At 33.6% G+C, this 23,011-nt stretch carries 18 protein-coding genes and 1 pseudogene; 11 read left to right on the top strand and 8 right to left on the bottom strand.

What is annotated here, in order from left to right; all coding sequences use genetic code 11:
• The first annotated feature begins 6 nt into the window (after nucleotides 1-6).
• Nucleotides 7-1,365: pseudogene (locus PMN2A_RS09840) on the top strand (ClC family H(+)/Cl(-) exchange transporter).
• Here the strand turns inward: PMN2A_RS09840 and PMN2A_RS09845 are convergent.
• Entirely contained in the window at nucleotides 1,357-2,676 is a 1,320-nt protein-coding gene (locus tag PMN2A_RS09845) for an O-antigen ligase family protein (RefSeq protein ID WP_011295653.1), read from the bottom strand. The pseudogene PMN2A_RS09840 and the gene PMN2A_RS09845 overlap by 9 nt on opposite strands.
• Complete coding sequence (gene purU / locus PMN2A_RS09850; RefSeq protein ID WP_011295654.1) at nucleotides 2,673-3,527, bottom strand: formyltetrahydrofolate deformylase; 855 nt, start codon at nucleotides 3,525-3,527, stop codon at nucleotides 2,673-2,675. Before purU ends, PMN2A_RS09845 begins: the two co-directional genes overlap by 4 nt.
• 80 nt (nucleotides 3,528-3,607) lie before the next feature.
• On the opposite strand from purU, the gene PMN2A_RS09855 reads away from it, so the two are divergent.
• Nucleotides 3,608-4,714: an NAD(P)/FAD-dependent oxidoreductase gene (locus PMN2A_RS09855; protein WP_011295655.1), complete on the top strand. Its 1,107-nt coding sequence runs from the start codon at nucleotides 3,608-3,610 to the stop codon at nucleotides 4,712-4,714.
• A gap of 20 nt (nucleotides 4,715-4,734) precedes the next feature.
• On the opposite strand, the gene dnaK is transcribed toward PMN2A_RS09855, so the two are convergent.
• Nucleotides 4,735-6,627 (bottom strand): molecular chaperone DnaK, encoded by a 1,893-nt coding sequence (dnaK, locus tag PMN2A_RS09860; RefSeq protein ID WP_011295656.1) that lies wholly within the window; start codon nucleotides 6,625-6,627, stop codon nucleotides 4,735-4,737.
• A 68-nt stretch (nucleotides 6,628-6,695) separates the two neighbouring features.
• On the opposite strand from dnaK, the gene PMN2A_RS09865 reads away from it, so the two are divergent.
• The 3 genes from PMN2A_RS09865 (at nucleotide 6,696) to rpsF (ending at nucleotide 8,607) form a co-directional block, all read left to right on the top strand.
• Nucleotides 6,696-7,631, top strand: a complete 936-nt coding sequence (locus PMN2A_RS09865; RefSeq protein ID WP_011295657.1) for a shikimate dehydrogenase — start codon at nucleotides 6,696-6,698, stop codon at nucleotides 7,629-7,631.
• 22 nt (nucleotides 7,632-7,653) lie between these two features.
• The gene (locus PMN2A_RS09870; RefSeq protein WP_011295658.1) at nucleotides 7,654-8,112 is read left to right on the top strand and encodes a Tic20 family protein; all 459 of its coding nucleotides are present in this window, start codon (nucleotides 7,654-7,656) and stop codon (nucleotides 8,110-8,112) included.
• Between the two features lie 78 nt (nucleotides 8,113-8,190).
• On the top strand, nucleotides 8,191-8,607 hold the full coding sequence (rpsF, locus tag PMN2A_RS09875; RefSeq protein ID WP_011295659.1) for a 30S ribosomal protein S6: 417 nt from the start codon (nucleotides 8,191-8,193) through the stop codon (nucleotides 8,605-8,607).
• Between the two features lie 35 nt (nucleotides 8,608-8,642).
• Here rpsF and PMN2A_RS09880 read toward each other — a convergent pair whose 3' ends face one another.
• Both PMN2A_RS09880 and PMN2A_RS09885 read right to left on the bottom strand, forming a co-directional pair.
• Nucleotides 8,643-9,845: an argininosuccinate synthase gene (locus PMN2A_RS09880; protein ID WP_011295660.1), complete on the bottom strand. Its 1,203-nt coding sequence runs from the start codon at nucleotides 9,843-9,845 to the stop codon at nucleotides 8,643-8,645.
• A 133-nt stretch (nucleotides 9,846-9,978) separates the two neighbouring features.
• On the bottom strand, nucleotides 9,979-10,191 hold the full coding sequence (locus PMN2A_RS09885; RefSeq protein ID WP_011295203.1) for a hypothetical protein: 213 nt from the start codon (nucleotides 10,189-10,191) through the stop codon (nucleotides 9,979-9,981).
• 278 nt (nucleotides 10,192-10,469) lie between these two features.
• Here PMN2A_RS09885 and PMN2A_RS09895 point away from each other — a divergent pair, with 278 nt between their 5' ends.
• From PMN2A_RS09895 to PMN2A_RS09905, 3 genes are read left to right on the top strand one after another with little or no spacing between them, the layout of a single operon-like run.
• Entirely contained in the window at nucleotides 10,470-10,745 is a 276-nt protein-coding gene (locus PMN2A_RS09895; RefSeq protein WP_011295662.1) for a DUF3134 domain-containing protein, read from the top strand.
• A 16-nt stretch (nucleotides 10,746-10,761) separates the two neighbouring features.
• Nucleotides 10,762-11,877 (top strand): phospho-N-acetylmuramoyl-pentapeptide-transferase, encoded by a 1,116-nt coding sequence (gene mraY, locus PMN2A_RS09900; protein WP_011295663.1) that lies wholly within the window; start codon nucleotides 10,762-10,764, stop codon nucleotides 11,875-11,877.
• Between the two features lie 17 nt (nucleotides 11,878-11,894).
• Entirely contained in the window at nucleotides 11,895-12,146 is a 252-nt protein-coding gene (locus tag PMN2A_RS09905; protein ID WP_011295664.1) for a hypothetical protein, read from the top strand.
• A 56-nt stretch (nucleotides 12,147-12,202) separates the two neighbouring features.
• On the opposite strand, the gene PMN2A_RS09910 is transcribed toward PMN2A_RS09905, so the two are convergent.
• The 3 genes from PMN2A_RS09910 to PMN2A_RS09920 all read right to left on the bottom strand — a co-directional run bounded on the left by PMN2A_RS09910 (nucleotide 12,203) and on the right by PMN2A_RS09920 (nucleotide 19,201).
• On the bottom strand, nucleotides 12,203-14,341 hold the full coding sequence (locus tag PMN2A_RS09910) for an HAD family hydrolase (protein ID WP_187146451.1): 2,139 nt from the start codon (nucleotides 14,339-14,341) through the stop codon (nucleotides 12,203-12,205).
• A gap of 187 nt (nucleotides 14,342-14,528) precedes the next feature.
• Entirely contained in the window at nucleotides 14,529-17,471 is a 2,943-nt protein-coding gene (gene uvrA, locus PMN2A_RS09915) for an excinuclease ABC subunit UvrA (RefSeq protein ID WP_011295666.1), read from the bottom strand.
• A 44-nt stretch (nucleotides 17,472-17,515) separates the two neighbouring features.
• Entirely contained in the window at nucleotides 17,516-19,201 is a 1,686-nt protein-coding gene (locus tag PMN2A_RS09920) for a DNA repair protein RecN (RefSeq protein WP_011295667.1), read from the bottom strand.
• Between the two features lie 75 nt (nucleotides 19,202-19,276).
• On the opposite strand from PMN2A_RS09920, the gene PMN2A_RS09925 reads away from it, so the two are divergent.
• Genes PMN2A_RS09925 through thrC form a run of 3 tightly spaced genes read left to right on the top strand, consistent with a single transcriptional unit; the run spans nucleotide 19,277 to nucleotide 22,824 of the window.
• The gene (locus PMN2A_RS09925; protein WP_011295668.1) at nucleotides 19,277-21,136 is read left to right on the top strand and encodes an ABC1 kinase family protein; all 1,860 of its coding nucleotides are present in this window, start codon (nucleotides 19,277-19,279) and stop codon (nucleotides 21,134-21,136) included.
• Nucleotides 21,137-21,691, top strand: a complete 555-nt coding sequence (locus PMN2A_RS09930) for an alpha/beta hydrolase (RefSeq protein WP_011295669.1) — start codon at nucleotides 21,137-21,139, stop codon at nucleotides 21,689-21,691.
• A 26-nt stretch (nucleotides 21,692-21,717) separates the two neighbouring features.
• Nucleotides 21,718-22,824, top strand: coding sequence for a threonine synthase (gene thrC, locus PMN2A_RS09935; protein ID WP_011295670.1), 1,107 nt, complete (start codon nucleotides 21,718-21,720; stop codon nucleotides 22,822-22,824).
• Nucleotides 22,825-23,011 lie beyond the last annotated feature (187 nt).

Raw genomic sequence — 23,011 nt, forward strand, 5'->3', positions numbered from 1 at the left:
AATTAAATGATCAAAAGTAAAAGTCAAAATCCAATACAAAAAAAATCAACTCAAAGCATAAAAAAACTTCTTCAGAGGAAATGGCTAAATGTAATTCTTGCTCTCATACTTACAGGTTTAGGCGCAGCATTAACAGGAATATTATTTAAAACTGGAATTCATACATTAGAAGATTATCGATCAAATCTTCTTGCCTCTATGCCTAGATGGATAGTTTTACCAATACTAGGAGCATTGGGAGGATTGATTTCTGGATCGCTCATTCAAAATTTTGCCCCTGCAGCAAAAGGAGCGGGCGTAAGTCACATCATTGCTTTTCTTCGCCATAAGCCAGTCCCCATGGGATTAAGAGTTGGAATAGTAAAACTGTTTGCTGGAATTATTGCTATTGGAAGTGGATTTCCGCTAGGACCAGAAGGCCCAGCAGTACAAATGGGAGGATCTGTTGCTTGGAAAATGGCAAAATGGCTAAAAGCCCCTATTTCATTTCGCAGAGTCATAGTTGCAGCAGGCGGAGGAGCTGGAATTGCAGCAATTTTTAGTGCACCTATTGGAGGCTTTGTCTATGCAATTGAAGAACTTCTAAATTCAGCCAGACCAGTAGTCCTCTTGCTAGTAGTAGTAACAACTTTCTGGGCTGATAGTTGCGCTGATATTTTGCAAGCGATTGGACTAGATCAAAAAGCTGGTGGATTTGTTAATAATTTAGGTTTTCAATTAGAGAGAGCATATACACCTGTAATCGAATTCTTTCCAATAGATTTTTTATACCTAATTTTTTTAGGAATTATATTAGGATTATTAGCAGAAATGTATTGCCGATATGTTTTAAAAATGCAAGTTCTAGGCAATAAATAGTTTAAAAATAAAACCATTGAAAGAATGAGTTTATCGGGTTTATTGCTCGGTACTATGTATTCAATTATTCCTGAAAATTTTCATAATATCGAAGGATTACAAAAAATTATTGTTAATGAAAGTAGCAATTTCACACTTGCAATAAGTATATTTTTTATTTTATTCTTTGCCTCAGGCCTTGCTGCTGCTTCAGGTGCACCAGGAGGTTTGTTTTATCCAATGCTTACCTTGGGTGGAGCAATAGGTTTAGCAAGTGGTATTGGAGTCGAGACAATAACTGGGCATGTTCCAACAACCTATATTTTCGCAGGAATGGGGGGATTCGTAGCTGGATGCTCAAGAACCCCTTTAACAGCAATGTTTTTAGCCTTCGCATTAACTAAAAATCTTTTAATACTAAAGCCACTATTAATTACATGTATAGCTAGCTTTTTGACTGCCAGAATATTTAATGAACACTCAATTTATGAAAGACAAATTACAATTGAAGAAGGAGAATTAATTTAATACTTTATTAAATTGTTTTAATGAATTATTGTGGCTCGTAGAATTATAGATCATACATCTAAGACCTATCAATAATATCCAACCTAAGATATTTATTCTGCTATCAAAGAGTGGAATGTCTGTCGCATGAAAACAAATAAGAATTAACGTAGAGGTCCACCAAGCTCGATCTACTATAATATTTTTTTGAAGATTTAAATTATTAAATATTCTCTTGAAGGAAGAAATTAATAATAAGCTAAACACAAATATATTAATTAAAAAAGAGACTATTATGCCATGACTAATTGCTAATTCTAAAGGCAAATTATGAGAGTGCCCATGAGATAAACCTGTCCTTAAAGGATAAATAATTGAAAAAGCTGCTGCCCCCCAACCAAACCATGGTTTCTCAAAAATTAAGTTAAATGCTATTTTCCATTGACCAATGCGCGTTGCTTCAAAAGGTCTAGTATCAACGAATTGCATATCATTTAGCCTCATCCAAATAGATTCAGGAACAATACTTCTTGCAAATTGTTGAATCCCAAAGTCAAAAAATGGTAAAACCGCAATAATCACCGGAAGAAAGCAAATAAACATAAAAGGAATTAACCAACTCCATGATGCTGAACCAAAAACTATTGGTAAGGCTAAAAAAATTGCACCCCATGCATTTCTAGAGTCAGTCAAAATCATTCCTGAAATAAAAGCAATTAAAAGAGCACATGGAATAGCACGGTTTCTTCCAATAATAAAAGGATGCAAAACAGACGCCAAACAGAATGGCCATACACCCGATAACCATGCAGCAGTAATATTCGCGTAATCAAACAACCCAGACAATCTGCCTAGTGGCTCTCCTCCTGGAGAAATAAACCAAATTATTAAACCATCAAAAATCTGCCAAGGCCCTTCCCACCCAAGCCATAGCTGACCAAAGCCTGTTATTAAAACAGGAAGACTTCCGAAGACAAGCCAAGAAGCACATTTTTTTCTTCTTTCAGGAGTTAGCAAATATGGTTGCAAGCCCCAAAAACACAAGAAGAATGGCAACCAATTAAAAAGACCAAGCCAAGCTAGCCAGCCGGTATGAGAACGAATTGAACCAATTATCATCAAACAAGTTACGAGCACTAGCGGATAATTCCAGTATTCACTCCAATAGAGATCTCTTCTTTTAAGACCTCCTTCAAAAAGAGCTACAAGCAAAAATACACAAGAAATTAACGCGCTGGACGGCAAACACAATACAGCTAACTGAAAACAAGTCCAGCCAACATTGTCTGAAAAATTATTTTTTAAATTTAGGAAATAAGCATTATTAATCATGTAAATACAGCCGTTCTGCCTCTATAAACAATAACTTGTCTTTTTAAATGCAATCTTAAAGCTCTTGCTAAAGCGACTCGCTCCAAATCTCTACCCTTTCTTATTAAATCTGATACTTCATCACGATGACTCACGTTAGATATAGTCTGTTCAATTATGGGACCAGCATCAAGATCCTTAGTGACATAATGCGCTGTTGCACCAATTAATTTTACTCCTCTATCCCAAGCTTGATGATATGGTTGAGCCCCTTTAAAAGCAGGAAGGAAAGAATGATGAATATTAATGAGATTTGGAAACTGCTCTAAAAAAGAACTACTTAAAATTTGCATATATTTAGCCAAAACACCTAAATCAATGTTGTACTCATGTAGTAAATCTAAAATTTTACTTTCGGAATCTGCTTTATTATTTTTATTTACTTGTATGAGCTTAAAGGGAATGGAAAAATTCGAGCAAATTTCCTCTAAATCTGAATGATTTGAGATAACTAAAGGTACATTCATACACAATTCGCCTGCCTTAACTCTCCATAAAAGATCAACTAAACAATGACTCTGCTTACTAACAAAGATTGCAACATTAGGAAAATCATCAGAGAAGCTCAAGACCGCTTTTCCATTCAATCTTTGCTCCAGTAAATTTACCTCAGAGGTGATTTCGTTTTTATCAAGCAGAAATCCATCTAAATCCCACTCAATGCGACTTAGAAACAATTTTGCATCTGCATCTGTATGGTGATCAGCATGTCTAATATTGCCATTTTTACTCGCTATCCAACTTGCCAAATCACTTACAAGTCCTGGCTTATCAGGACAAATGAACTGCAAAATAACTGTTTTGATGCTCACTATAGCTATATCCTTAAACTATTCTCTTTTTTAGACCACACATTGAAAATTAACAAGCAAATTTCATAGCATCTGTGCAAATGAATAGCCAAAAAACAGAAAAGAAACACACCACAATCTCAATTGTTGGAGGTGGGATAGCAGGAATTACAACTGCCTTTCACTTAGGAAAAAAAGGTTATCAAGTAAATTTAATCGACCCAACATTAAATTCAGAAATAAATAATTTAAATCCAAAAAATGGAACACAAGCTAGTTTGGGTGTTCTCATGGGAAATATCTACAAAAGATCAAAAGGAAGAGCATTTTTACTAAGAAAAAAAAGTATGAAATTATGGGAAGAATGGCTTACGCAAATAAACTATTCGGAGAAAGATTTTATTCTTGAAAAACCATTAATTAAATTAGCAAGTTCAGAAAAAGAGTATCAATCAATGGTTGAATTAAGTCATAATAAAAAAAATTATGGAATTGAACTTTTAAATAAAAATTCTTTAGATTTCTGGAATTCTACATTTGAGACAAGATTAATAGGGGGATTAATATCTCGTGAAGATGGTCGATTAAATCCAATAAAGTTAATCAAGTCATTAATAGAAAGTCTTGATCAAATCAAGATAAATAAAATCTACAAAAGTGTTATTAGCATAAGTAAAAATAGTAATTTAAATGATAAAAGCTGGACTATTAACCTTGAAAATAATCAATCTATTAATCAAGATTATATCATCATTTGTTCTGCATTAAATACTCAAAATTTATTAAAACCATTAGGTCATGAAATACTTTTAGAACCAATATTAGGACAAGTTATTGAATTAGAATTAAAAAAAGAAATTCAGAATTGGAAAAAATGGCCTGCAATATTAAATTATCAATCTATAAACTTTATACACCATGATCCCAATCGCATGCTTATAGGAGCAACTGTCGAAAAAGGAACTAAACCAAGCCTATTAGATAAACAAAAAATGCTAAATCTGAGAAACGGTTCTCCAAAGTGGATGATCAATGCAAAAGTCAGTCATGAATGGAGCGGAATAAGAGCTAGACCAACTAATGAGGCTGCTCCCTTATTAAAACAATTAGAACCAGGTCTATTAATTAATACAGGTCACTACAGGAATGGTGTTTTGTTAGCTCCAGCTTGTGCCGAATGGATTGGACTTCAAATTGAGGGCCAATAAATATTAATTAATCTATTTATTTATTTTGTCTCTGTAAAGTCTGCATCAATAACATCATCACCATCAACTTTACTATCCGTATTAGAATCTGCTGCGGCTTGAGAAGCATCATTCGCTTGTTGATATACAGAAGCTCCTAAGGAATACAATTCTTGTTGTAGCTCCTCAACTAGCGTCTTCATGGATTCATAGTCATCTTTTTCGGTCGCTTCTTTTAACTTAATGCGTTTCTCTTCAACTTTCGCTTTTGCTGCTTCATCAACTTTATCGCCAAGCTCACCGATTTGTTTTTCAGCCTGATAAACAAGTGTTTCAGCTTGATTTTTAATATCAATTTTTTCACGCTTTTCTTTATCTGCAGAAGCATTCATTTCTGCATCTTTAACCATTTTATCAACTTCGTTATCCGACAAAGTGGATGCTCCAGTAATAGAGATACTTTGTTCTTTACCACTTCCTTTATCTTTGGCATTAACACTAAGAATTCCATTAGCATCGATGTCAAAAGTTACTTCAATTTGCGGCACACCCCGAGGAGCAGGAGGAATTCCATCTAAACGAAAGGTTCCTAGACTTTTATTATCAGAAGCCATCTCACGTTCCCCTTGTAAGACGTGAATTTCTACATTGGTTTGACCATCAACTGCAGTTGAGTAAGTCTCAGCTTTTTTAGTGGGAACAGTAGTATTTCTTGAAATCATTTTTGTCATCACCCCACCCAAAGTTTCAACCCCAAGTGACAATGGTGTTACATCAAGTAGCAAAATGTCTTTAACTTCTCCAGCAAGAACTCCACCTTGAATAGCTGCTCCAACAGCTACTACTTCATCTGGATTCACTGTTTGATTTGGATCCTTAGTAGTTACTCTTTTTACTAACTCTTTAACAGCTGGCATTCGAGTAGAGCCTCCAACCATAACAATCTCATCTATTTCACCAGTAGATAATTTTGCATCTTTCAAGGCTTGCTCTACGGGGACTCTGCAGCGATCAATCAGGTTTGAGGCCAACTCCTCAAACTTTCCTCTTGTAAGAGTCAAATCAAGATGCTTAGGCCCTTCAGGCGTAGCAGTTATAAATGGAAGATTTATTTCGCTTTGAGTAGCGTTTGATAATTCTATTTTAGCTTTTTCAGCTGCTTCAGTTAAGCGTTGAAGTGCTTGCTTATCTTGGCGTAAGTCAATGCCTTCATTACCTTTGAATGTAGAGGCCAAATGATCAACAATTACTCTATCAAAATCGTCACCACCCAAATGAGTATCTCCAGAAGTAGAGAGAACTTCGAAAACTCCATCACCAACTTCTAAAACAGATACATCAAAAGTCCCTCCACCCAAATCAAAAACTAAAATTCTTTCATTACTCTTTTTGTCTAGTCCATATGCTAAAGCAGCAGCAGTTGGCTCATTAATAATTCTTAGGACTTCTAGGCCTGCAATCTTTCCCGCATCTTTAGTTGCTTGTCTTTGTGAATCATTGAAATAAGCAGGAACTGTAATAACTGCTTGAGTTACTGTTTCACCTAGGTATTTGCCTGCATCATCAGAAAGTTTTCTTAAAACTTGAGCACTTACTTCCTCAGGAGAAAACTGCTTATCAAGTATTGGACATTTTATTTTGACATTGGAGCCTGCTTTTTCAACTCCATAACTAACTTCCTTTGATTCGTCATTTACTTCATCAACTCTTCGACCAACAAACCTCTTTGAAGAATAAAAAGTATTTTCTGGATTCATCACCGCTTGGCGCTTGGCAATTTGCCCAACCAATTGGTCTTGATTTTTTGTATAAGCAACGACAGATGGAGTTGTTCTAAATCCTTCAGCATTTGCTATTACTGTAGGCTTACCGCCCTCCATTACAGCGACACAACTATTTGTAGTTCCTAGATCGATTCCGACAACCTTCCCCATGGGTGAGTAGCTCCTAATTTCTTTCTTTAGCTCACATCCTCGTCAGTGAATCCTGTTTGAGGGGAGGCGTGGTTCCCGAACATTCTCTTAGCAAATTTGAATCAACATCATCAAAAATGAGTACTATCACTGGAAAAACTAATCTTGTAGGACTTCTTGGACAACCAGTAAATCATTCACTGTCTCCAATTATGCACAATGCCGCATACGAAGAGATGGGACTAGACTGGTGTTATGTGGCAATGCCTTGCGAGAGTCAAGATTTAGAGAAAGTCACAAAAGCATTAAGATTTTTAGACTTCAAAGGCCTAAATATAACTATCCCCCATAAACAAGAGGTTTTAAAGGCTTGCAACAAATTAACTGAAATTTCAAATGAAATCCAAGCAGTTAATACACTTATACCAGAAGAAAATAATCAATGGATAGGAGCAAATACTGATGTACAGGGATTCTTGACACCATTAAAAGATCATAATTTAAAGAATAAAAATGTGGTGGTAATAGGTTGCGGAGGCAGCGCTAGAGCAGTAGTAATGGGATTAAGCAGTTTAAATGTTAAAAAAGTAACAATAATTGGTAGGAACGACAGTAGCTTAAATATTTTTGTGAAAAGCACGCGTAATTTATTATCAAGAAGGGGTATATCAATTGAAAGTATTAATAACAAAGAATTAAATGTTTCACCATATATTCAAGAAGCCGATTTAATTATCAATACAACTCCAATAGGAATGAATGACAGTAAAACTAACCAAGAAAATGTTCCTCTTGGTCGTGAAATATGGGACTGTCTCTCTAATAAAACTATTTTATACGATTTGATTTATACTCCAAGACCAACAAACTGGTTACAAATTGGGCAACAAAAAAATTGTTTTACAATTGATGGGTTGGATATGCTTGTCGAACAAGGAGCTTTTTCAATAAGACTTTGGAGTGGTTTTCATGACGTACCGGTTCAGACAATGAAATCATCTGCAGAAAAACATTTAATGGTTTAATCTAAGAAAAATACTATGGGTTATGCCTTCAATAGGAGCCAGATTATTAGGGGTTCTTCTATATATGATTCCATGGTCTGACTCTCTTACCTTTGGAAATCATTTATATATAAAATATCCTTTTATTCAAATCATTCAAATACCAGCAATTCCCATAATATTAATTGAAAGATCAATACCTTTTGGGAGTTTATTATTATTTTTAGCCATCTTTTTTGGTCTGGTCAGAAATAGTAAAGTATCTTATTTTTTACGTTTTAATGCACTTCAATCATTGTTAATAAATATTGGAGTAATCATAGTTAGTTTTATTTTCGAGATTATTTTTAGTCCTTTTTCAAACTCATTAATTATCAGAACATTCTCGAGTTCTTTATTAATCGGTCTTTTTTTAATGATTGTTTATTCTGTTTGGTCTTGCACACAAGGAAATGAGCCGAATTTGCCGGGAATAAGCCAAGCAACAAAAATGCAATTGTGAAAGTTACCACTTCAGTATAAGATTAATATTCCGTCGCTCTAATAAAGAGCCTTGCAGTCCTAGTCGGAAATCTCATTCATGTCTGAACAACCCTATTACGAAACCATGTACATTCTTCGCCCGGATATACCGGAAGAAGAAGTTGATAGCCATTTAAAAAAATATAGTGAGATTCTTGAGAAGTCTGAAACGGAAGTATTAGATAGTCAAATGAGAGGCAAAAGAAGACTTGCCTATCCCATTGCAAAACATAAAGAAGGAATATATGTGCAATTGAGCCACAAAGGCAACGGACAACAAGTTGCAACCTTAGAGAGAGCCATGAGGTTAAGTGAGGACGTTATTCGCTACATCACAGTTAAACAAGATGGTCCTTTGCCAACTCCAAAACCAACTTCTAAAGAAAACGAACCAGAAAAGGAAGAAGTAAAACCTACCGAAGAAAAAACTGAATCACCTTCCAAAGACGAGAAGAAAGAAGACTCTAAGGAATAAAAGTAAAAGCTAACTCAAATTCAAACTTCTTTATTTTACTTGTTTATCCAAGACCAAATTCGACTTGGCAATCCCCATACATATATAAATCCTTCAGCGGATTTGTGATTGAACTTATCCTCACTTCCATAAGTAGACATATCTGAAATATACAAACTATTTTCTTTTGACTTACGACCAATAACATCGACATTACCCTTAAAAAGCCTAACCCTGACTGTTCCATTGACTTGCTTCTGAGAATAATTAATAAATCCATCCAAAGCTTCTTTTAGAGGACTAAACCAAAAACCTTTATAAACCAAGTCTGCCCATTGTCGTTCCAGTCTAGATTTAGTATCTAATAAGTCAGCGGGTAAAGTTAAACTCTCAATTTCCTGATGAGCTTTAATTAATAAAAGCAATCCTGGAGTTTCATAAATTTCTCGACTTTTAATTCCCACTACTCTGTCTTCAATAATATCCAAACGTCCAAAACCATGCTTTCCTGCAAGGCTATTAGCTTTTTTGATCAAAGATACTGGCTCCATTTCTTCTCCATTAATTGCAACTGGATAACCATTTTCAAACAAAATATCTGCTATCTCAGGCTCGTTTGGTGAATCAGCAATAGAGGAAGTGATGCCAAAAACCTCTTCTGATGGCATCTGAAATGGATCTTCAAGAGGACCGGCTTCAATACTTCTCCCCAAAAGATTCAAATCAATCGAGTAGGGATTTTTTTTACTTACAGGAGGAACTATTCCATATTTTTCTCCATAGGCAATAGTTTCTTCGCGGCTCATACCCCATTCACGCGCTGGTGTAAGCAATTGCAAATCAGGAGCTAAAGCTCCAATTGTCACATCAAAGCGAACTTGATCGTTCCCTTTACCCGTACACCCGTGAGCGACTCCATCAGCATTTAATTCTCTTGCAATTTCAACAAGTTTTTTTGCAATTAATGGTCTAGCTAATGCAGTTGAAAGAGGATATCTTCCTTGATACAAAGCATTAGACCGAATTGCTGGAAAGGCAAAATCTTCAATAAAAGGCTTTACTAAATTGCCAATTAGTGATTGTGAAGCTCCTGCTGAGATAGCCTTTTTTTTGATTTCATCCAGCTCATCACCTTGTCCAAGATCTGCGGCAAAAGCAATTACATGCTCGACTCCATACTCCTCCTTCAAGTAAGGAATACAAACACTAGTATCGACCCCTCCTGAATAAGCCAAAACAACTTTGTTAGCCTTTCCCATATGGTTCGCTCCTTTAAGGAAGTTCAATTCTCTTTAGTAAATATAGAGAACTATTGGACAATATTTATGATTTAGATAATCAGTGGTGATTCAAATATTTTCAGGGGCTAAAAATTAGAGATGTGATTCAAAATCATTCCCATGGCTGCTTTATAGATTTTCCTGATTGGCGGCTTTCAGTTAAGAATCCTATTAACCACACAGAAACAAAAGCTAAGGAAGTTAACCCAAAAAAAATAAGTACATAAATTAACCAAGCATCAATATTATGACCAAAAATCAACAAATCTTGGACATCATTATTAGTAGTGAAAATAAAATAAATTTGTGAAAGCTTAAAAGTCACTTAATAACAAAAATTAAATTGAAGGATTTAAAGAAAAAGATCTCTTAAGCAAAAAATAAATTAAAAGAAAAAGAGAAGGACCAAAGACCAACAACCATACTAAAAAATGGTTTATATGAAAGGGATTAGGATGAACAATGCCTGCAGCACGAAGAGAAATACTTACTAAGAGAGCTATTACCCAAGTAAAAGACATCAATATCAGCTTTGAAGTCAGCATAAAGATTAGAAAATTAATCCATAATGCATTATGTTAATTCATCGATCATAATATTGATATGAGCGATCTAGAAAAAATCAATTTATCTGATTTAGACGGTATTAACCCCGCGCTAACTAGATATGGTAGACAAGAACCTGCTCCTGTTCTACCACTAAGAGAAGAACCCGATTTATTATCTTGGCTAGAAACAAGTGGAAGATTAGTGTCTGATCAAGATTCAAATGATCAAGAAATAAGTACAGTTGAAGAAGAAGAACTTTCAGCTTTAATGGGAGAAAAAGAAGACTATAAGGCTGAAGAAGAACCAAGCGATGAAGAATGGGAAGATTAATTTACTAGCTTAAATTTTGAAAAAATCTAATAAGCTTTTAGATAACAAAAAACTATCATTTTATAATAGTGTTAATAATCATATATTAGTTTTATTTGGATTAATATCAATTACTTGTGTCTTTTCTGATTTTTATTATAAAACTAGCAATTTAACTATTCCCTTTATAATTACAACGCTTGTATCATCAATTATTACTTTTATTGGTATACCTAAGTTAAAAAAGATAAAGATTAAACAAATCATTAGAGATGAAGGACCGAAAAATCATTTTCTTAAGCAAGGAACTCCAACAATGGGTGGAATTTTCTTTATACCCATTGGAATAATAGTAAGCAACATTTTATATTTCAACCAAGAGAATTATAATATTATTTTGACTTTAAGCTTTGTTATTATATTTTTTATGTTTATTGGTTTTATAGACGATTTTCTAAGTTTAAAAAAAAAATTAAATACTGGTCTAAGCTCTAACCAAAAAATACTTTTACAATCTTTGATCAGTCTCATTTTTATTCTTATTTGTGCATCTAATAATTTAATACCTCAAAATATACAAATAGCTAATAAAGTATTTAATATAGGAAATTTAATTTATCCTTTAGGAATATTTGTATTATTAGCCGAAAGTAATTCAACGAATTTGACGGATGGTTTAGATGGTTTATTGAGTGGCTGTAGCGTATTAATTTTCACAGGTCTAGCTATCAGTATTTTAATTGAAAATCCAAGTAATAATTCTACACTCGCTCCTCTCTGCATAGCAATGGCTGGAGCTTGTATGGGATTTCTTTTTCTAAACAAATATCCTGCAAAATTATTTATGGGAGATTCAGGTTCCTTAGCTATAGGAGCATCCCTAGGTGGTATAGCTTTAATATCAAATCATCTTTGGTCTCTTCTAATTATGGGGGGAATACTTGCCGCAGAATCTATCTCAGTAATAATTCAAGTAAGTATTTTTAAAATTTCTAAACGAGTAAAGGGAAAGGGTCATAAATTATTTTTAATGACTCCGTTACATCATCATTTTGAACTTAAAGGTAACAATGAGAGTTTAATTGTAAGTAGCTTTTGGTTAATTACATTATTCTTAGTCATAATAAATCTAATTTTTTTGATTAAATCTTAACTCTTTAAATTGAAAAGATGACCTATTTTACTTGGAAAGAAGAAGGACTAACTCAAGACTGTGAAACTTTAGATTCTATGGCCGCTAGATTTGAAGAATCTGCAAGACTTATGAGAAAAATGTCAGCAGAGGGTTTTAAAGTAGAAAAAAGAAATAAACGGCAGATAATCACCCATATCGATTCAAAAGTTTTTAATGATTGGGGATTTGTTAGTGAGGAGCCACCATATCAACAACTTACAATGATACTTGAAGAAGAAATAAAATAAAATTTACTTTTTTATTGTCAAAATATAACTACTTAAAACCATGCCAATAGTGAAAATTAATGGCTTTTAAAAAATCGAAAATGCTTTATGCCATCTAAAACACCATCTTGAGCATCAGAAAAGAAAACCCTTTGTTGAGATCTCAATGCGTCTAAAGATGAATCGTGGTCAAACGGGATAAGAGCGGTGGTTAAACCCCTTACCAACTCAGCATCGCCTTGCTGACTTGCTACTACGAAAACTTTTTCTAAAGATAACCCCCAACGTAAAGTCAAGTATCTAATAGCTTCTGCTCGTGATGCTCGCAAAGGAACAACATCTAAATACCAATGACATTTTAGGTGAGGAGAAGCAGCAAGTCCGGACTGCCTAAGTCTTTTTCGTACCAAAGGTAAAATGGCATGACTAGGTTCTTTTAATAAATAACTAACCTTATAAGGAGCTTGGTGATCAGATGGTTGAAGCTCTAAGTAATCTTTTAAATCAAACAAAACTTTTTCTACACCTTTACGATTCCAATCAACAGTAATTGAATCTTGCCAAAAAATATCTGATTTATTTTCCTCAGAATAATAAATTTCAGTACCAGCTTGACATACCCAAACAGAAGGTTTGGGTAGCTGTGTTTCTGCATATCTATAACGAGCAGCTTTAATAGATCTTCCAGTTAAAATTCCCAATTGGATATCCTGATTCAATGAATTATTTTCTAACTTGTTTCTCAATATTGATAAGGATTTTGATTGCTCAAGGTAATTATCTAAGTCAAAAAATAATATTTTTTGACCGATAGGAGTGATTTCTTTAATATTTCCAAGTGTCCAGTGTCGAGGTGCAAGAAATTTGAGACGCTTCTGCATAAATGCAATGTAATTACAAACATGAGCATCCCAGCTAAAATGTCTACTTACTCCCTCAACGCCATTGTTACTCCAAGTTTTCCATAAAGAAAGGTTTGAACCAGCTGTCTCTAAACCATCTCTAAACGCTTCTAAATCAGTTACATCTACTAGTAAACCATTTTCACAACGAGAATGGATCTCCCTTGGGCCTCCATCATCAGTAGTCACCATAGGCAAACCACACGCAGCAGCTTCCAATAATGTCAATCCAAATGGCTCGGTTAAAGCGGGGTTAACAAATAGTCCGCCTCTATTTGCAGCCCAACGATAAATTGATGGGATTTGCTCTCTTTTATGCTGTTTTGGAAAAGCAATTTTTCCATATAAATTATATTTATCAACCAATTCAAAAACTTGCTGAAATACTTCTCTTTGCTGTTTCTCAAGCTGACGAGAATCTTCACGACAACCTAAAATCAAAATAAGATTATGTCTTTGCTGCAAAATTGACGAACGTCCATAAGTCTCAATTAAGGCTGGAATATTTTTTCTCCTTACTGCCCTTGATATAGCTAAGAGTGGTGGAAGATTTAAATCTCTCAAAAAAGGTTTAAAAAGCTTGTTTAATTCTTTTTCCTCATCCTTTGAATTAATATCTACTGGGTGAAAGCGATTTAAATCAACACCAGGTGGAATTATTTCTACGTTTTTTGAGCTAAATCGTCCATAACGAGCGTACTGTTCATCAGATTCCTGCTTAGTGCTTGTGATAAGTAAATTTGAATGTGCTAAAGCTAATTCCTCTGCATCAATTCTTTTGCTAATTGAATAAGTTTGCTCTATATGATCATGATCAATTCCAGCAGCCAATAATCTTCTCAGTTTTTCACGGCCCAATGAATGGCCCGTAAAAACTAATGGTAATCCTAATCTTCGACTAACCAATGCTCCTACATAACCAGCATCGGCATAATGAGCATGAATCCAATCAGGGAATTTATTTTCTTTTTGCAATCTTTCAACTATGCGATCAGCTAAATCATCTAAGTAAGGCCATAACAACTCCTTCCTTACATAACGCTTTGGACCAAAAGGCAATCGAATAATTTCAGCACAACTTGATATCTTTTCAACAGGATTCGAGTAGTCAGAAGATACTTTCCTATCATTAATTAATCTTGTAATAAGTTCGACTTTTTCAACTTCTGGTCTTGCTGCAAGTCCTTTTACTAATTCTAAAACATATAAAGTTTGTCCTCCAGTATCTGAGTCTCTACCTAACTCAAGATCATGTGAACGGATTAAACCATGCAAATTTAAATGTAAAAGTCTTAGCCCCAAGCAAAACCTCAATAAGATATTCTGGATTCTTAATTCATTTATTACTCATTAAATCTAAAGAAAGTATAAAAATAAACTTATAAGTAATTAAGTTTTTTAATATTCTGTCTATCACTTGATATTTAGAGTTTTAAAAATTGAAAGAATCAAAAAGCAATATTTAATATTAAGGAATGTGTACAAAAATGAAAAAATTAAACTATCTAGAAGAGTGCATTTCTAAAACTTTTTTTAAATAATCACCTGTATGACTATTTTTATTTGTTGCCACTTCTTCAGGAGTTCCCATAGCAATAATCTCTCCTCCTCTATTACCTCCTTCAGGGCCCATATCAATAATCCAATCTGAACACCTAATAACATCTAAATTATGCTCGATAACAATAATTGAGTTCCCTTTGTCTACCAATCTCTGAATAACATCCATTAATTTATGAACGTCATAAAAACTTAACCCAGTTGTAGGCTCATCGATTAAATAAAGAGTTTTACCAGTAGCTCTTCTAGATAGCTCAGTGGCAAGTTTTACTCTTTGAGCTTCTCCTCCAGATAGTGTTGGAGCAGGTTGACCAAGTTTAATATATCCAAGCCCAACATCTAAAAGCGTCCTTAATCGATCTGCAGCTTGAGGTATAGCAGAAAAAACATCAACTGCTTGCTCGACAGTCATTTCTAAGACATCGGAAATAGAATAGTTTTTATATTTGACTTGTAATGTCTCGCGATTAAATCGAGCTCCTTTACATACATCACATTGAACATACACATCAGGAAGAAAATTCATCTCAATTACATTTACACCTTGACCACGACATGCTTCGCATCTTCCACCTTTAACGTTAAAACTAAATTGACCTGCTTGATATCCTCTGGCTTTTGCTTCAACAGAGGTTGCAAAAAGTTGGCGTATAGGATCAAATGCACCTGTATAAGTAGCAGTATTAGATCTTGGGGTTCTACCAATTGGAGATTGATCAATAACAATAACTTTATCAATAGATTTAATACCTTTCAGTTCTTTTAATCCTTTTGGAAAAGGAACTTTCAAGCCTAGAGAGTGATTTAAAGCAGGATGAAGTAATTCATTTATCAGAGTACTTTTACCACTTCCACTTACTCCAGTAACAGCAACTAATCTGCCTAATGGAAAATCAACTGAAACATTTTTTAAATTATTTTTATTACAATCAATCAAACGTAATTTTCTTTGTACTGAATCTCTCCTGCTAGTAGGAGTAGGAATAGATGAGCGCCCGCTAAGATAAGCACCCGTCAATGATTTTTTTGCTGTCAACAAATTATCCAAAGATCCTTGAGCTATAATTTCACCTCCATGCACACCTGCACCAGGTCCAATGTCTACCAAATGATCAGCTGATCTTATCGTGTCTTCATCATGTTCTACAACCACCAAAGTATTACCTAGATCACGTAGCTTTTTTAATGTAGACAATAATCGATCATTATCTCTTTGATGTAGTCCAATACTAGGTTCATCTAACACATAAAGAACTCCTGTTAAACCAGCACCTATTTGCGTAGCAAGGCGTATTCTTTGAGCTTCCCCCCCAGATAAAGTCATTGCGGGCCTATCTAAAGTTAAATAATCAAGTCCAACATCTAACAGAAATTGAAGCCGTAATCGAATTTCTTTGAGGACTAATTCCCCAATCTTCTTTTGTTTATTAGAAAGTAATTGCTTTGAATTATTAGTTGTTTCTAAACCCATTAATTCTTCAACATTCTCAAGAGTGGTAGAAACACTTGATGAAGTGAGATCAGTTATGGCAAAAGGCCCAAGCTTTACAGCAAGTGCTTCCGGACGTAACCTCTTACCATGACAGCTTGCACATGGAACTAGTTCAAGGTATTTCTCTAACTTTTGGCGAACAGCTTCTCCGTTCGCATCCTGTAATTGTCTTTCTAAAATAGGTAAAATACCTTCAAAAGGTCTTTTAAATCCCGAATCTTGCTTATATCTACTATCTACTTTTATTAAAATAGGTTCCTTACTACCATTTAACAAAATATTTTTTTGCTCCTCTTTTAAATCTTTCCAAGGAGTTTTTATTTCAAAACCAAATGCCTCGCCAACTGAAAATAATAATGAAAAATAATATGAATTATCTTTATCACTCCAGGGTGCAACAGCAGCATAAACCGGTAAAGATGGGTCAGGTACAACCCTCTCACAAGTAAATTTTTTCAAATGACCTAAACCATGACAATCAGGACAAGCTCCATATGGGCTGTTAAATGAAAATAATCTTGGAGATAATTCCTCAATTACCGCCCCATGAACTGGACAAGCGAAATTCTCAGAAAATAATCTTTCTTTTTCAATACCTTTAGGAAGTTCTTCGTTCTTTTTAGGGACTACTTCAACGATTGCTAAACCATCTCCCCTTTTCAAAGTAGTGCTTAATGAATCAGTTAATCTCTCTTCGATACCCTCTCTCGCAATCAATCTATCAACCACTACTTCAATAGAATGAACTTGATTTTTATCTAATTCAATATTATCTGCCAACTCTCTCACTTCTTTATTAATTCTTACTCGAACAAACCCTTCTGCAGCAAGTCCAGATAATAATTTTGAGTGTGTTCCCTTTTTACCTCTGACGACTGGTGCAAGTAATTGATATCTAGATCCTTCGGGAAGAGTCTTAATTTGATCAACCATCTCATCTATACTTTGGGGCTTAATTGGCCTAGAGCACTCAGGGCAATGAGGTTCCCCGGCTCTTCCAAAAAGCAAACGAAAATAATCTTGTATCTCCGTAACTGTTCCAACTGTTGAACGCGGATTATGACTTGTTGATTTTTGATCAATTGAAATTGCTGGTGATAAACCTTCAATTGAATCAACGTCTGGTTTATCAACCTGACCTAAAAATTGCCTTGCATAAGCAGACAAACTCTCCACATAACGTCTTTGCCCTTCAGCAAAAATAGTATCAAAAGCTAAAGAACTTTTACCACTTCCACTAACACCTGTAAAAACAACCAATTGATTTCTTGGAATAGATAAATCAACGTTTTTTAAATTATGTTGCCTTGCACCACGAATAGTTATGACATCTTCGCTAGAAGAACCATTATTTAATGCATTTTTTTTTGAATTAGGTTTCGGACTTCCCATTAGGGAAAAATACTAATGGTTAATTATATAAAAAGATATGCTCATCATGCAGCCTTATGTTCCAGCAAGCTCGCCGCATAAGCATTCGCTTCTACAATTTCACCGCCAGCCAATAAAGCCAATTCCCTTTGCCTATCTGAGATTTCCCTTAAATTAATAAAATCAGACTTTGTGTGACCAGAGATAACACTCTTTTTTAAAGCAAAATGATTATCAGCAAATGCTGCAATTAAAGGTTGATGAGTCACGCAAAAAACTTGACGATGATTTGCTAATTCACAAAGCAAATTAGCTACGTAACTACTAATTGATCCACTAACACCCGAATCAATTTCATCAAAAATCAATAAATTGCAATTTTCAAATGTAGAAAATATTGCCTTTATTGCAAGAAGAACCCTAGACTTCTCTCCACCAGAGGCTGTTTCAGCAAGAGACGCTAAAGGGATACCTGGATTTGCTGAAAACATAAAGTTGACTTTATCAATACCATTGATTGTTGGTTCACATTCTTCAAAGACGACTTTAAAGCGAACATTAGGAATACCTAATTTTTTTAAGCTAATAATCAATTTTTCTTCAAGTTGTGAAGCAATATTTTTTCTTATAACTGATAAATCTTTATTAGATTTGTCTCTTATAGTTCTTTTTTTATTTTCATCAGAAGAGTACTCATTAATGCTATTAGAACTTTCTTGCAGAGATAAAGAATTGAATAACTCATTTTTATACTGAATAAGATCTGATATATTTCTTTGATATTTTTTTTGATAAAATTTGAGAGTAGATAATCTAACTTGCAAATCATTTAAAAAAGACGGATCAATATCTAATGTTTTTTCGTAATCATTAATTTGATAAATTAAATCATTAAGATTATTAGTTATTGTATAAAAAGACTCAGAAATAGGTTCTAAAGAAGAATCAATTTGAGAAAGACTCTTTAATTCATTAATACAGAAATCAGCATGGTCTAAAATAGATGGGTACTCATCTAAACTTTCATTTAAACGAGTTAATAATGATTTAACGCCTTCTTTTAATCTTAGAATATTGGATAAACGATTCTGATCAGTCTCTAACTTAATTTGTTCGTTAGGATCTTCTAATTCTAATTTATCTAAGTCTTGATATATGTATTTCATTTCCTCAAACTCTTTTTTGGAATTCATAGTTCTAACTCGCGCTTCCTCTAATCTAAAATTAGAGTCATTCCATATATTCCAATTTTGCTTTACCTTAGTAATCGATTCCTTAATTAAATTTAGACCTAAAGAATCTAATAAACTTAATTGATGTAATGAATTATTTAAAATATAGGTATCACCTTGTAGAGTAAAATCTAATAAAAGGGATCTCAATTCTGATATTTGATCTCTATTAACTATTACGCCATTAATTCTAAATCTAGATTTATATTTATTTTCCTTTAAACGCCATTCCCTTGTCACAATTAATTCTTCATCAATGTCCAATTCTTGATTAATTAGCCAATTTTTTGTGTTTTGGAGTACAGAAAAAACCCCCTCAATTGATGAACAGAGAGAACCTTCGGCAACTAATCGATTATCTAGAGGAGTTTTTTTATTAGCTAATAAAGCATTTAAGGTATCAATAAATATTGATTTACCTGAGCCAGTTTGCCCAGTAAAAGCAGTAAACCCCTTTTCAAAGTCAATCTCTGTATTCCCAAATAGAGCTATATTTTGAAAGCGAAGACTGTTTAACATGAATCAAAGCAACCAAAAAGACGCAAACTGAGAGTAAAATGAATTAGAAGAGAGGTAGAACTTTGCCATAATAAAATGGCCGAAGAATTAAGCGATTTTATTGAAGCCTCAGGTCTACTTTCATATGACCCGGTGGCTATTGACTCAATCTACAAAAAAAATCCAATTCGTCTACTTCGAAGACTCTGGCAAACACTTTTACCAATTGGATTATTTTTGCTAGGCGTTGGATGGGAAAAGTTAATTGGTTCTCTAGACAAAGATGAAAGAAAAACTTTTAGGGCGAAAGAATTTACAAAACTACTGGTAGATCTAGGACCAGCATTCATTAAAGCTGGACAAGCGCTCTCGACTAGGCCAGACATTGTTCCGCCAACTGTTTTAGAAGAATTAGCACAACTTCAAGATCAACTACCTGGCTTTGATAGTAAGCTCGCAATGGCTTGTATTGAACAAGATTTAGATAATAAAATAGAGAATATATTTGCAGAGATAGATAAAGAACCGATTTCAGCTGCATCTTTAGGTCAAGTACATAAAGCAAAACTCAAAAGTGGAGAGCAAGTTGCTGTTAAAATTCAAAGACCAGGATTAAGAGAGCAAATAACTTTAGATTTATATATAGTAAGAAATATAGCAATCTGGTTTAAAAATAATATAGGGATTATTAGAAGCGATCTAGTTGCATTAATAGACGAACTAGGTAAGAGAATATTTGAAGAAATGGACTACATTAATGAAGCAAATAATGCAGAAAAATTTAAAGAACTTCATAGCGGAAATGATAAAATTGCAGTACCAAAAATTTATAGAAAAGCAACAAGTAGAAGAGTGCTTACAATGGAATGGATCGATGGGACAAAATTAACAAATATAGAAGCTGTAAAAAATTTAGGAATTAATCCAAATGAAATGGTGGAAATTGGAGTAAGTTGTAGTCTTCAGCAACTTATTGAGCACGGTTTTTTTCACGCCGATCCACACCCAGGGAACATCTTAGCAATGAAAGATGGACGATTATGTTATTTAGATTTTGGGATGATGAGTGATATTACGCAACAATCTAGGGTTGGATTAATTAGAGCAGTTGTGCATCTTGTCAACAGGAGATTTGATAAACTTTCTAATGATTTTGTTCAACTAGGATTTCTTTCTGAAGATGTTGATTTAACTCCAATTGCGCCAGCATTTGAAAGTGTATTTACTACTGCTTTGGAAATAGGCGTAAACAAAATGGATTTTAAAGCCGTAACAGATGATATGTCTGGAATTATGTATAAATTTCCTTTTAAATTACCACCTTATTATGCACTAATAATCAGATCTTTAATTACTTTAGAAGGCATAGCACTAAGTGTTGACCCTAATTTTAAAATACTAGGAGCTGCATATCCTTATTTCGCAAGAAGACTAATGGAAGATGAAAATCCAGAATTAAGAAATAGTTTAAAAGAAATGCTTTTTGATGAAAATACTCTAAAATTAGAAAGATTAGACGATCTTCTACAAAGCGCTACAAAGGAAAAACTACTTGATGGAGAAAAAATATTAGATCAAACAATTGATTTTTTATTTTCTAAAAAGGGTCTTTTTCTTAGAAATGAATTAGTAAATATCTTAGCTTCAAAAATAGACTCTGTTGGATGGAAAACTTTAATTAGATTAAATGAAAAGTTACCGACGAAAATTCGTTCAAAGACTATAGAAAAATCATATAAAATTAATAATAAACAACTTTTAAATATATCTTCAATAAAGAAAATGTTTAAAATGTCAAAAATGAAATCTGGTTTTAAAAGAAAAATACTTTTTAAGAAATTACCAAAAATTCTAATCACTAAAGATACTTATCGCATGGGCTTAGGGTTAATGCAAAAAACTTCAGAAAAAGGGATAATTAGATTAGTTAAAGTTGCCGCTGGCGTAAGACAATAAATGAAATTTAAATATATTATTCTTTTAATATTATTTCTCAATCAAAGCGCTAAAGGAGCAGAAAACCTATTTCTTTATAAAGGAACATTTAGTAGAAGCATTAGAATAGAAGAACTATCTAAATTTAAATTAACAAAAAAGCCCAGCAATAAATTAAAAAATCTAATAAAGATTACGGGCCAAAAAGAAAAAAACCTACATAAAATCCTATCTACAAAAATAGAATTTCCAATAAAAACAAGTAGCAAATTAATGAACAGTAGAATAGGAGAAGTTTTTTTAAGCAGGTTATCTAAAATAATTCATCCTAATAAAATATCTAACATAAAATTAAGCTCTAAAGCTTTAAGGTCTGGACTTTTAATAGGTTCTTTTAATAACAATCAGAAAATTAATCTAATAGATTTTTTAAAGGCTTATCCAAATAAAAATATTGCTTTTGATCTAAACGCATTAAGTAAAACCCTTAAAAAAGTAGACTCATTAAAAGAGTTAATCGAATTCTACGCAGATTCACCCTTTAAAAAACTGAAAGATGGAAGGTCTAGCACTTAGATTGTTTACAATTGATTAACTAAGTAGTGTCATTTTCTAAGAAATTAAAACAACTTTTCACTTCTACCCCCCCCAAAAACAATTGGGATGGACTTATAGAAACATACAAAACTTGGTTACCAGTAAGTAATAAGACACCCATCATTACTTTAAAAGAAGGCGCAACTCCTCTGATTGAAGTCAAATCCATTTCTAATCGAATTGGAAATGGAGTAAAAGTATTTGTCAAATATGACGGTCTAAATCCGACTGGATCCTTCAAAGACAGAGGAATGACTATGGCGATTAGTAAAGCTAAAGAAGCTGGGTGTGAAGCTGTCATTTGCGCAAGCACAGGTAATACTTCAGCATCTGCAGCAGCTTATGCAAGCAAAGGAGGAATGAAATCCTTTGTAATTATTCCAGATGGATATGTAGCTCAAGGTAAACTAGCTCAAGCTTTAGTTTACGGAGCTGAAGTATTAGCTATTAAAGGGAATTTTGATAAAGCACTAGATATTGTTAGAGAACTATCTGATAAATATCCAATTACTTTAGTTAACTCAGTGAATCCTTACAGGTTACAAGGACAAAAAACCGCAGCATTTGAGATAATAGAAAATCTTGGAAATGCGCCTGATTGGTTATGCATTCCAATGGGAAATGCTGGAAATATAAGTGCTTATTGGATGGGCTTTCAAGAATTTTTTCACGCTGGAAAATCAAAACGTCTCCCAAGAATGATGGGTTTTCAAGCGAGTGGTTCTGCGCCTTTAGTCGAAGGTAAAAGTATCAATAACCCAGAGACAATTGCTACTGCAATAAGAATTGGTAATCCTGTTAATAAAGAAAAAGCTATTTTAGCAAAAGAATCAAGTAATGGTAGATTTTCTTCCGTGTCAGATTCAGAAATAATCAACGCATACAAAATTCTTGGTAGAGAAGAAGGCATTTTTTGTGAGCCTGCAAGTGCAGCTTCTGTGGCTGGTCTATTAAAAATAAAAGAAGATGTCCCAAAAAATTCAACTATTGTTTGTGTTTTGACAGGGAATGGTCTAAAAGATCCTGATTGCGCAATAAAAAATAATGATTCAATCTTTCATACGGGAGTAGAAGCAGAAATAAATTCAATAACAAAAATAATGGGCTTTTAAAAACAATCAAATATCCAAAAAAAATACTGTCTGTTAATTTCGAAGATTCCTGTTTCTGTAAACTGGGGAAAAGCTATTGAAACTCATCAATAATTAATCTTCTTTTTTCCACAGGAGATAAAATTAGTGGATAAGAATATTTTTCTCCTCCTTTTAAAAAACTTTTCCACAGACAAAATTTCAGAAA

The organism is Prochlorococcus marinus str. NATL2A (assembly GCF_000012465.1).
GTDB lineage: Bacteria > Cyanobacteriota > Cyanobacteriia > PCC-6307 > Cyanobiaceae > Prochlorococcus_B > Prochlorococcus_B marinus_B.

What these genes read in the sequence shown, in the direction of transcription:
- PMN2A_RS09845 (WP_011295653.1), bottom strand. Translation starts at nt 2,676, where the DNA reads ATGATTAATAATGCTTATTTCCTAAATTTAAAAAATAATTTTTCAGAC.
- PMN2A_RS09855 (WP_011295655.1), top strand. Translation starts at nt 3,608, where the DNA reads ATGAATAGCCAAAAAACAGAAAAGAAACACACCACAATCTCAATTGTT.
- dnaK (WP_011295656.1), bottom strand. Translation starts at nt 6,627, where the DNA reads ATGGGGAAGGTTGTCGGAATCGATCTAGGAACTACAAATAGTTGTGTC.
- PMN2A_RS09870 (WP_011295658.1), top strand. Translation starts at nt 7,654, where the DNA reads ATGCCTTCAATAGGAGCCAGATTATTAGGGGTTCTTCTATATATGATT.
- rpsF (WP_011295659.1), top strand. Translation starts at nt 8,191, where the DNA reads ATGTCTGAACAACCCTATTACGAAACCATGTACATTCTTCGCCCGGAT.
- PMN2A_RS09880 (WP_011295660.1), bottom strand. Translation starts at nt 9,845, where the DNA reads ATGGGAAAGGCTAACAAAGTTGTTTTGGCTTATTCAGGAGGGGTCGAT.
- PMN2A_RS09895 (WP_011295662.1), top strand. Translation starts at nt 10,470, where the DNA reads ATGAGCGATCTAGAAAAAATCAATTTATCTGATTTAGACGGTATTAAC.
- PMN2A_RS09905 (WP_011295664.1), top strand. Translation starts at nt 11,895, where the DNA reads ATGACCTATTTTACTTGGAAAGAAGAAGGACTAACTCAAGACTGTGAA.
- uvrA (WP_011295666.1), bottom strand. Translation starts at nt 17,471, where the DNA reads ATGGGAAGTCCGAAACCTAATTCAAAAAAAAATGCATTAAATAATGGT.
- PMN2A_RS09920 (WP_011295667.1), bottom strand. Translation starts at nt 19,201, where the DNA reads ATGTTAAACAGTCTTCGCTTTCAAAATATAGCTCTATTTGGGAATACA.
- PMN2A_RS09925 (WP_011295668.1), top strand. Translation starts at nt 19,277, where the DNA reads ATGGCCGAAGAATTAAGCGATTTTATTGAAGCCTCAGGTCTACTTTCA.
- PMN2A_RS09930 (WP_011295669.1), top strand. Translation starts at nt 21,137, where the DNA reads ATGAAATTTAAATATATTATTCTTTTAATATTATTTCTCAATCAAAGC.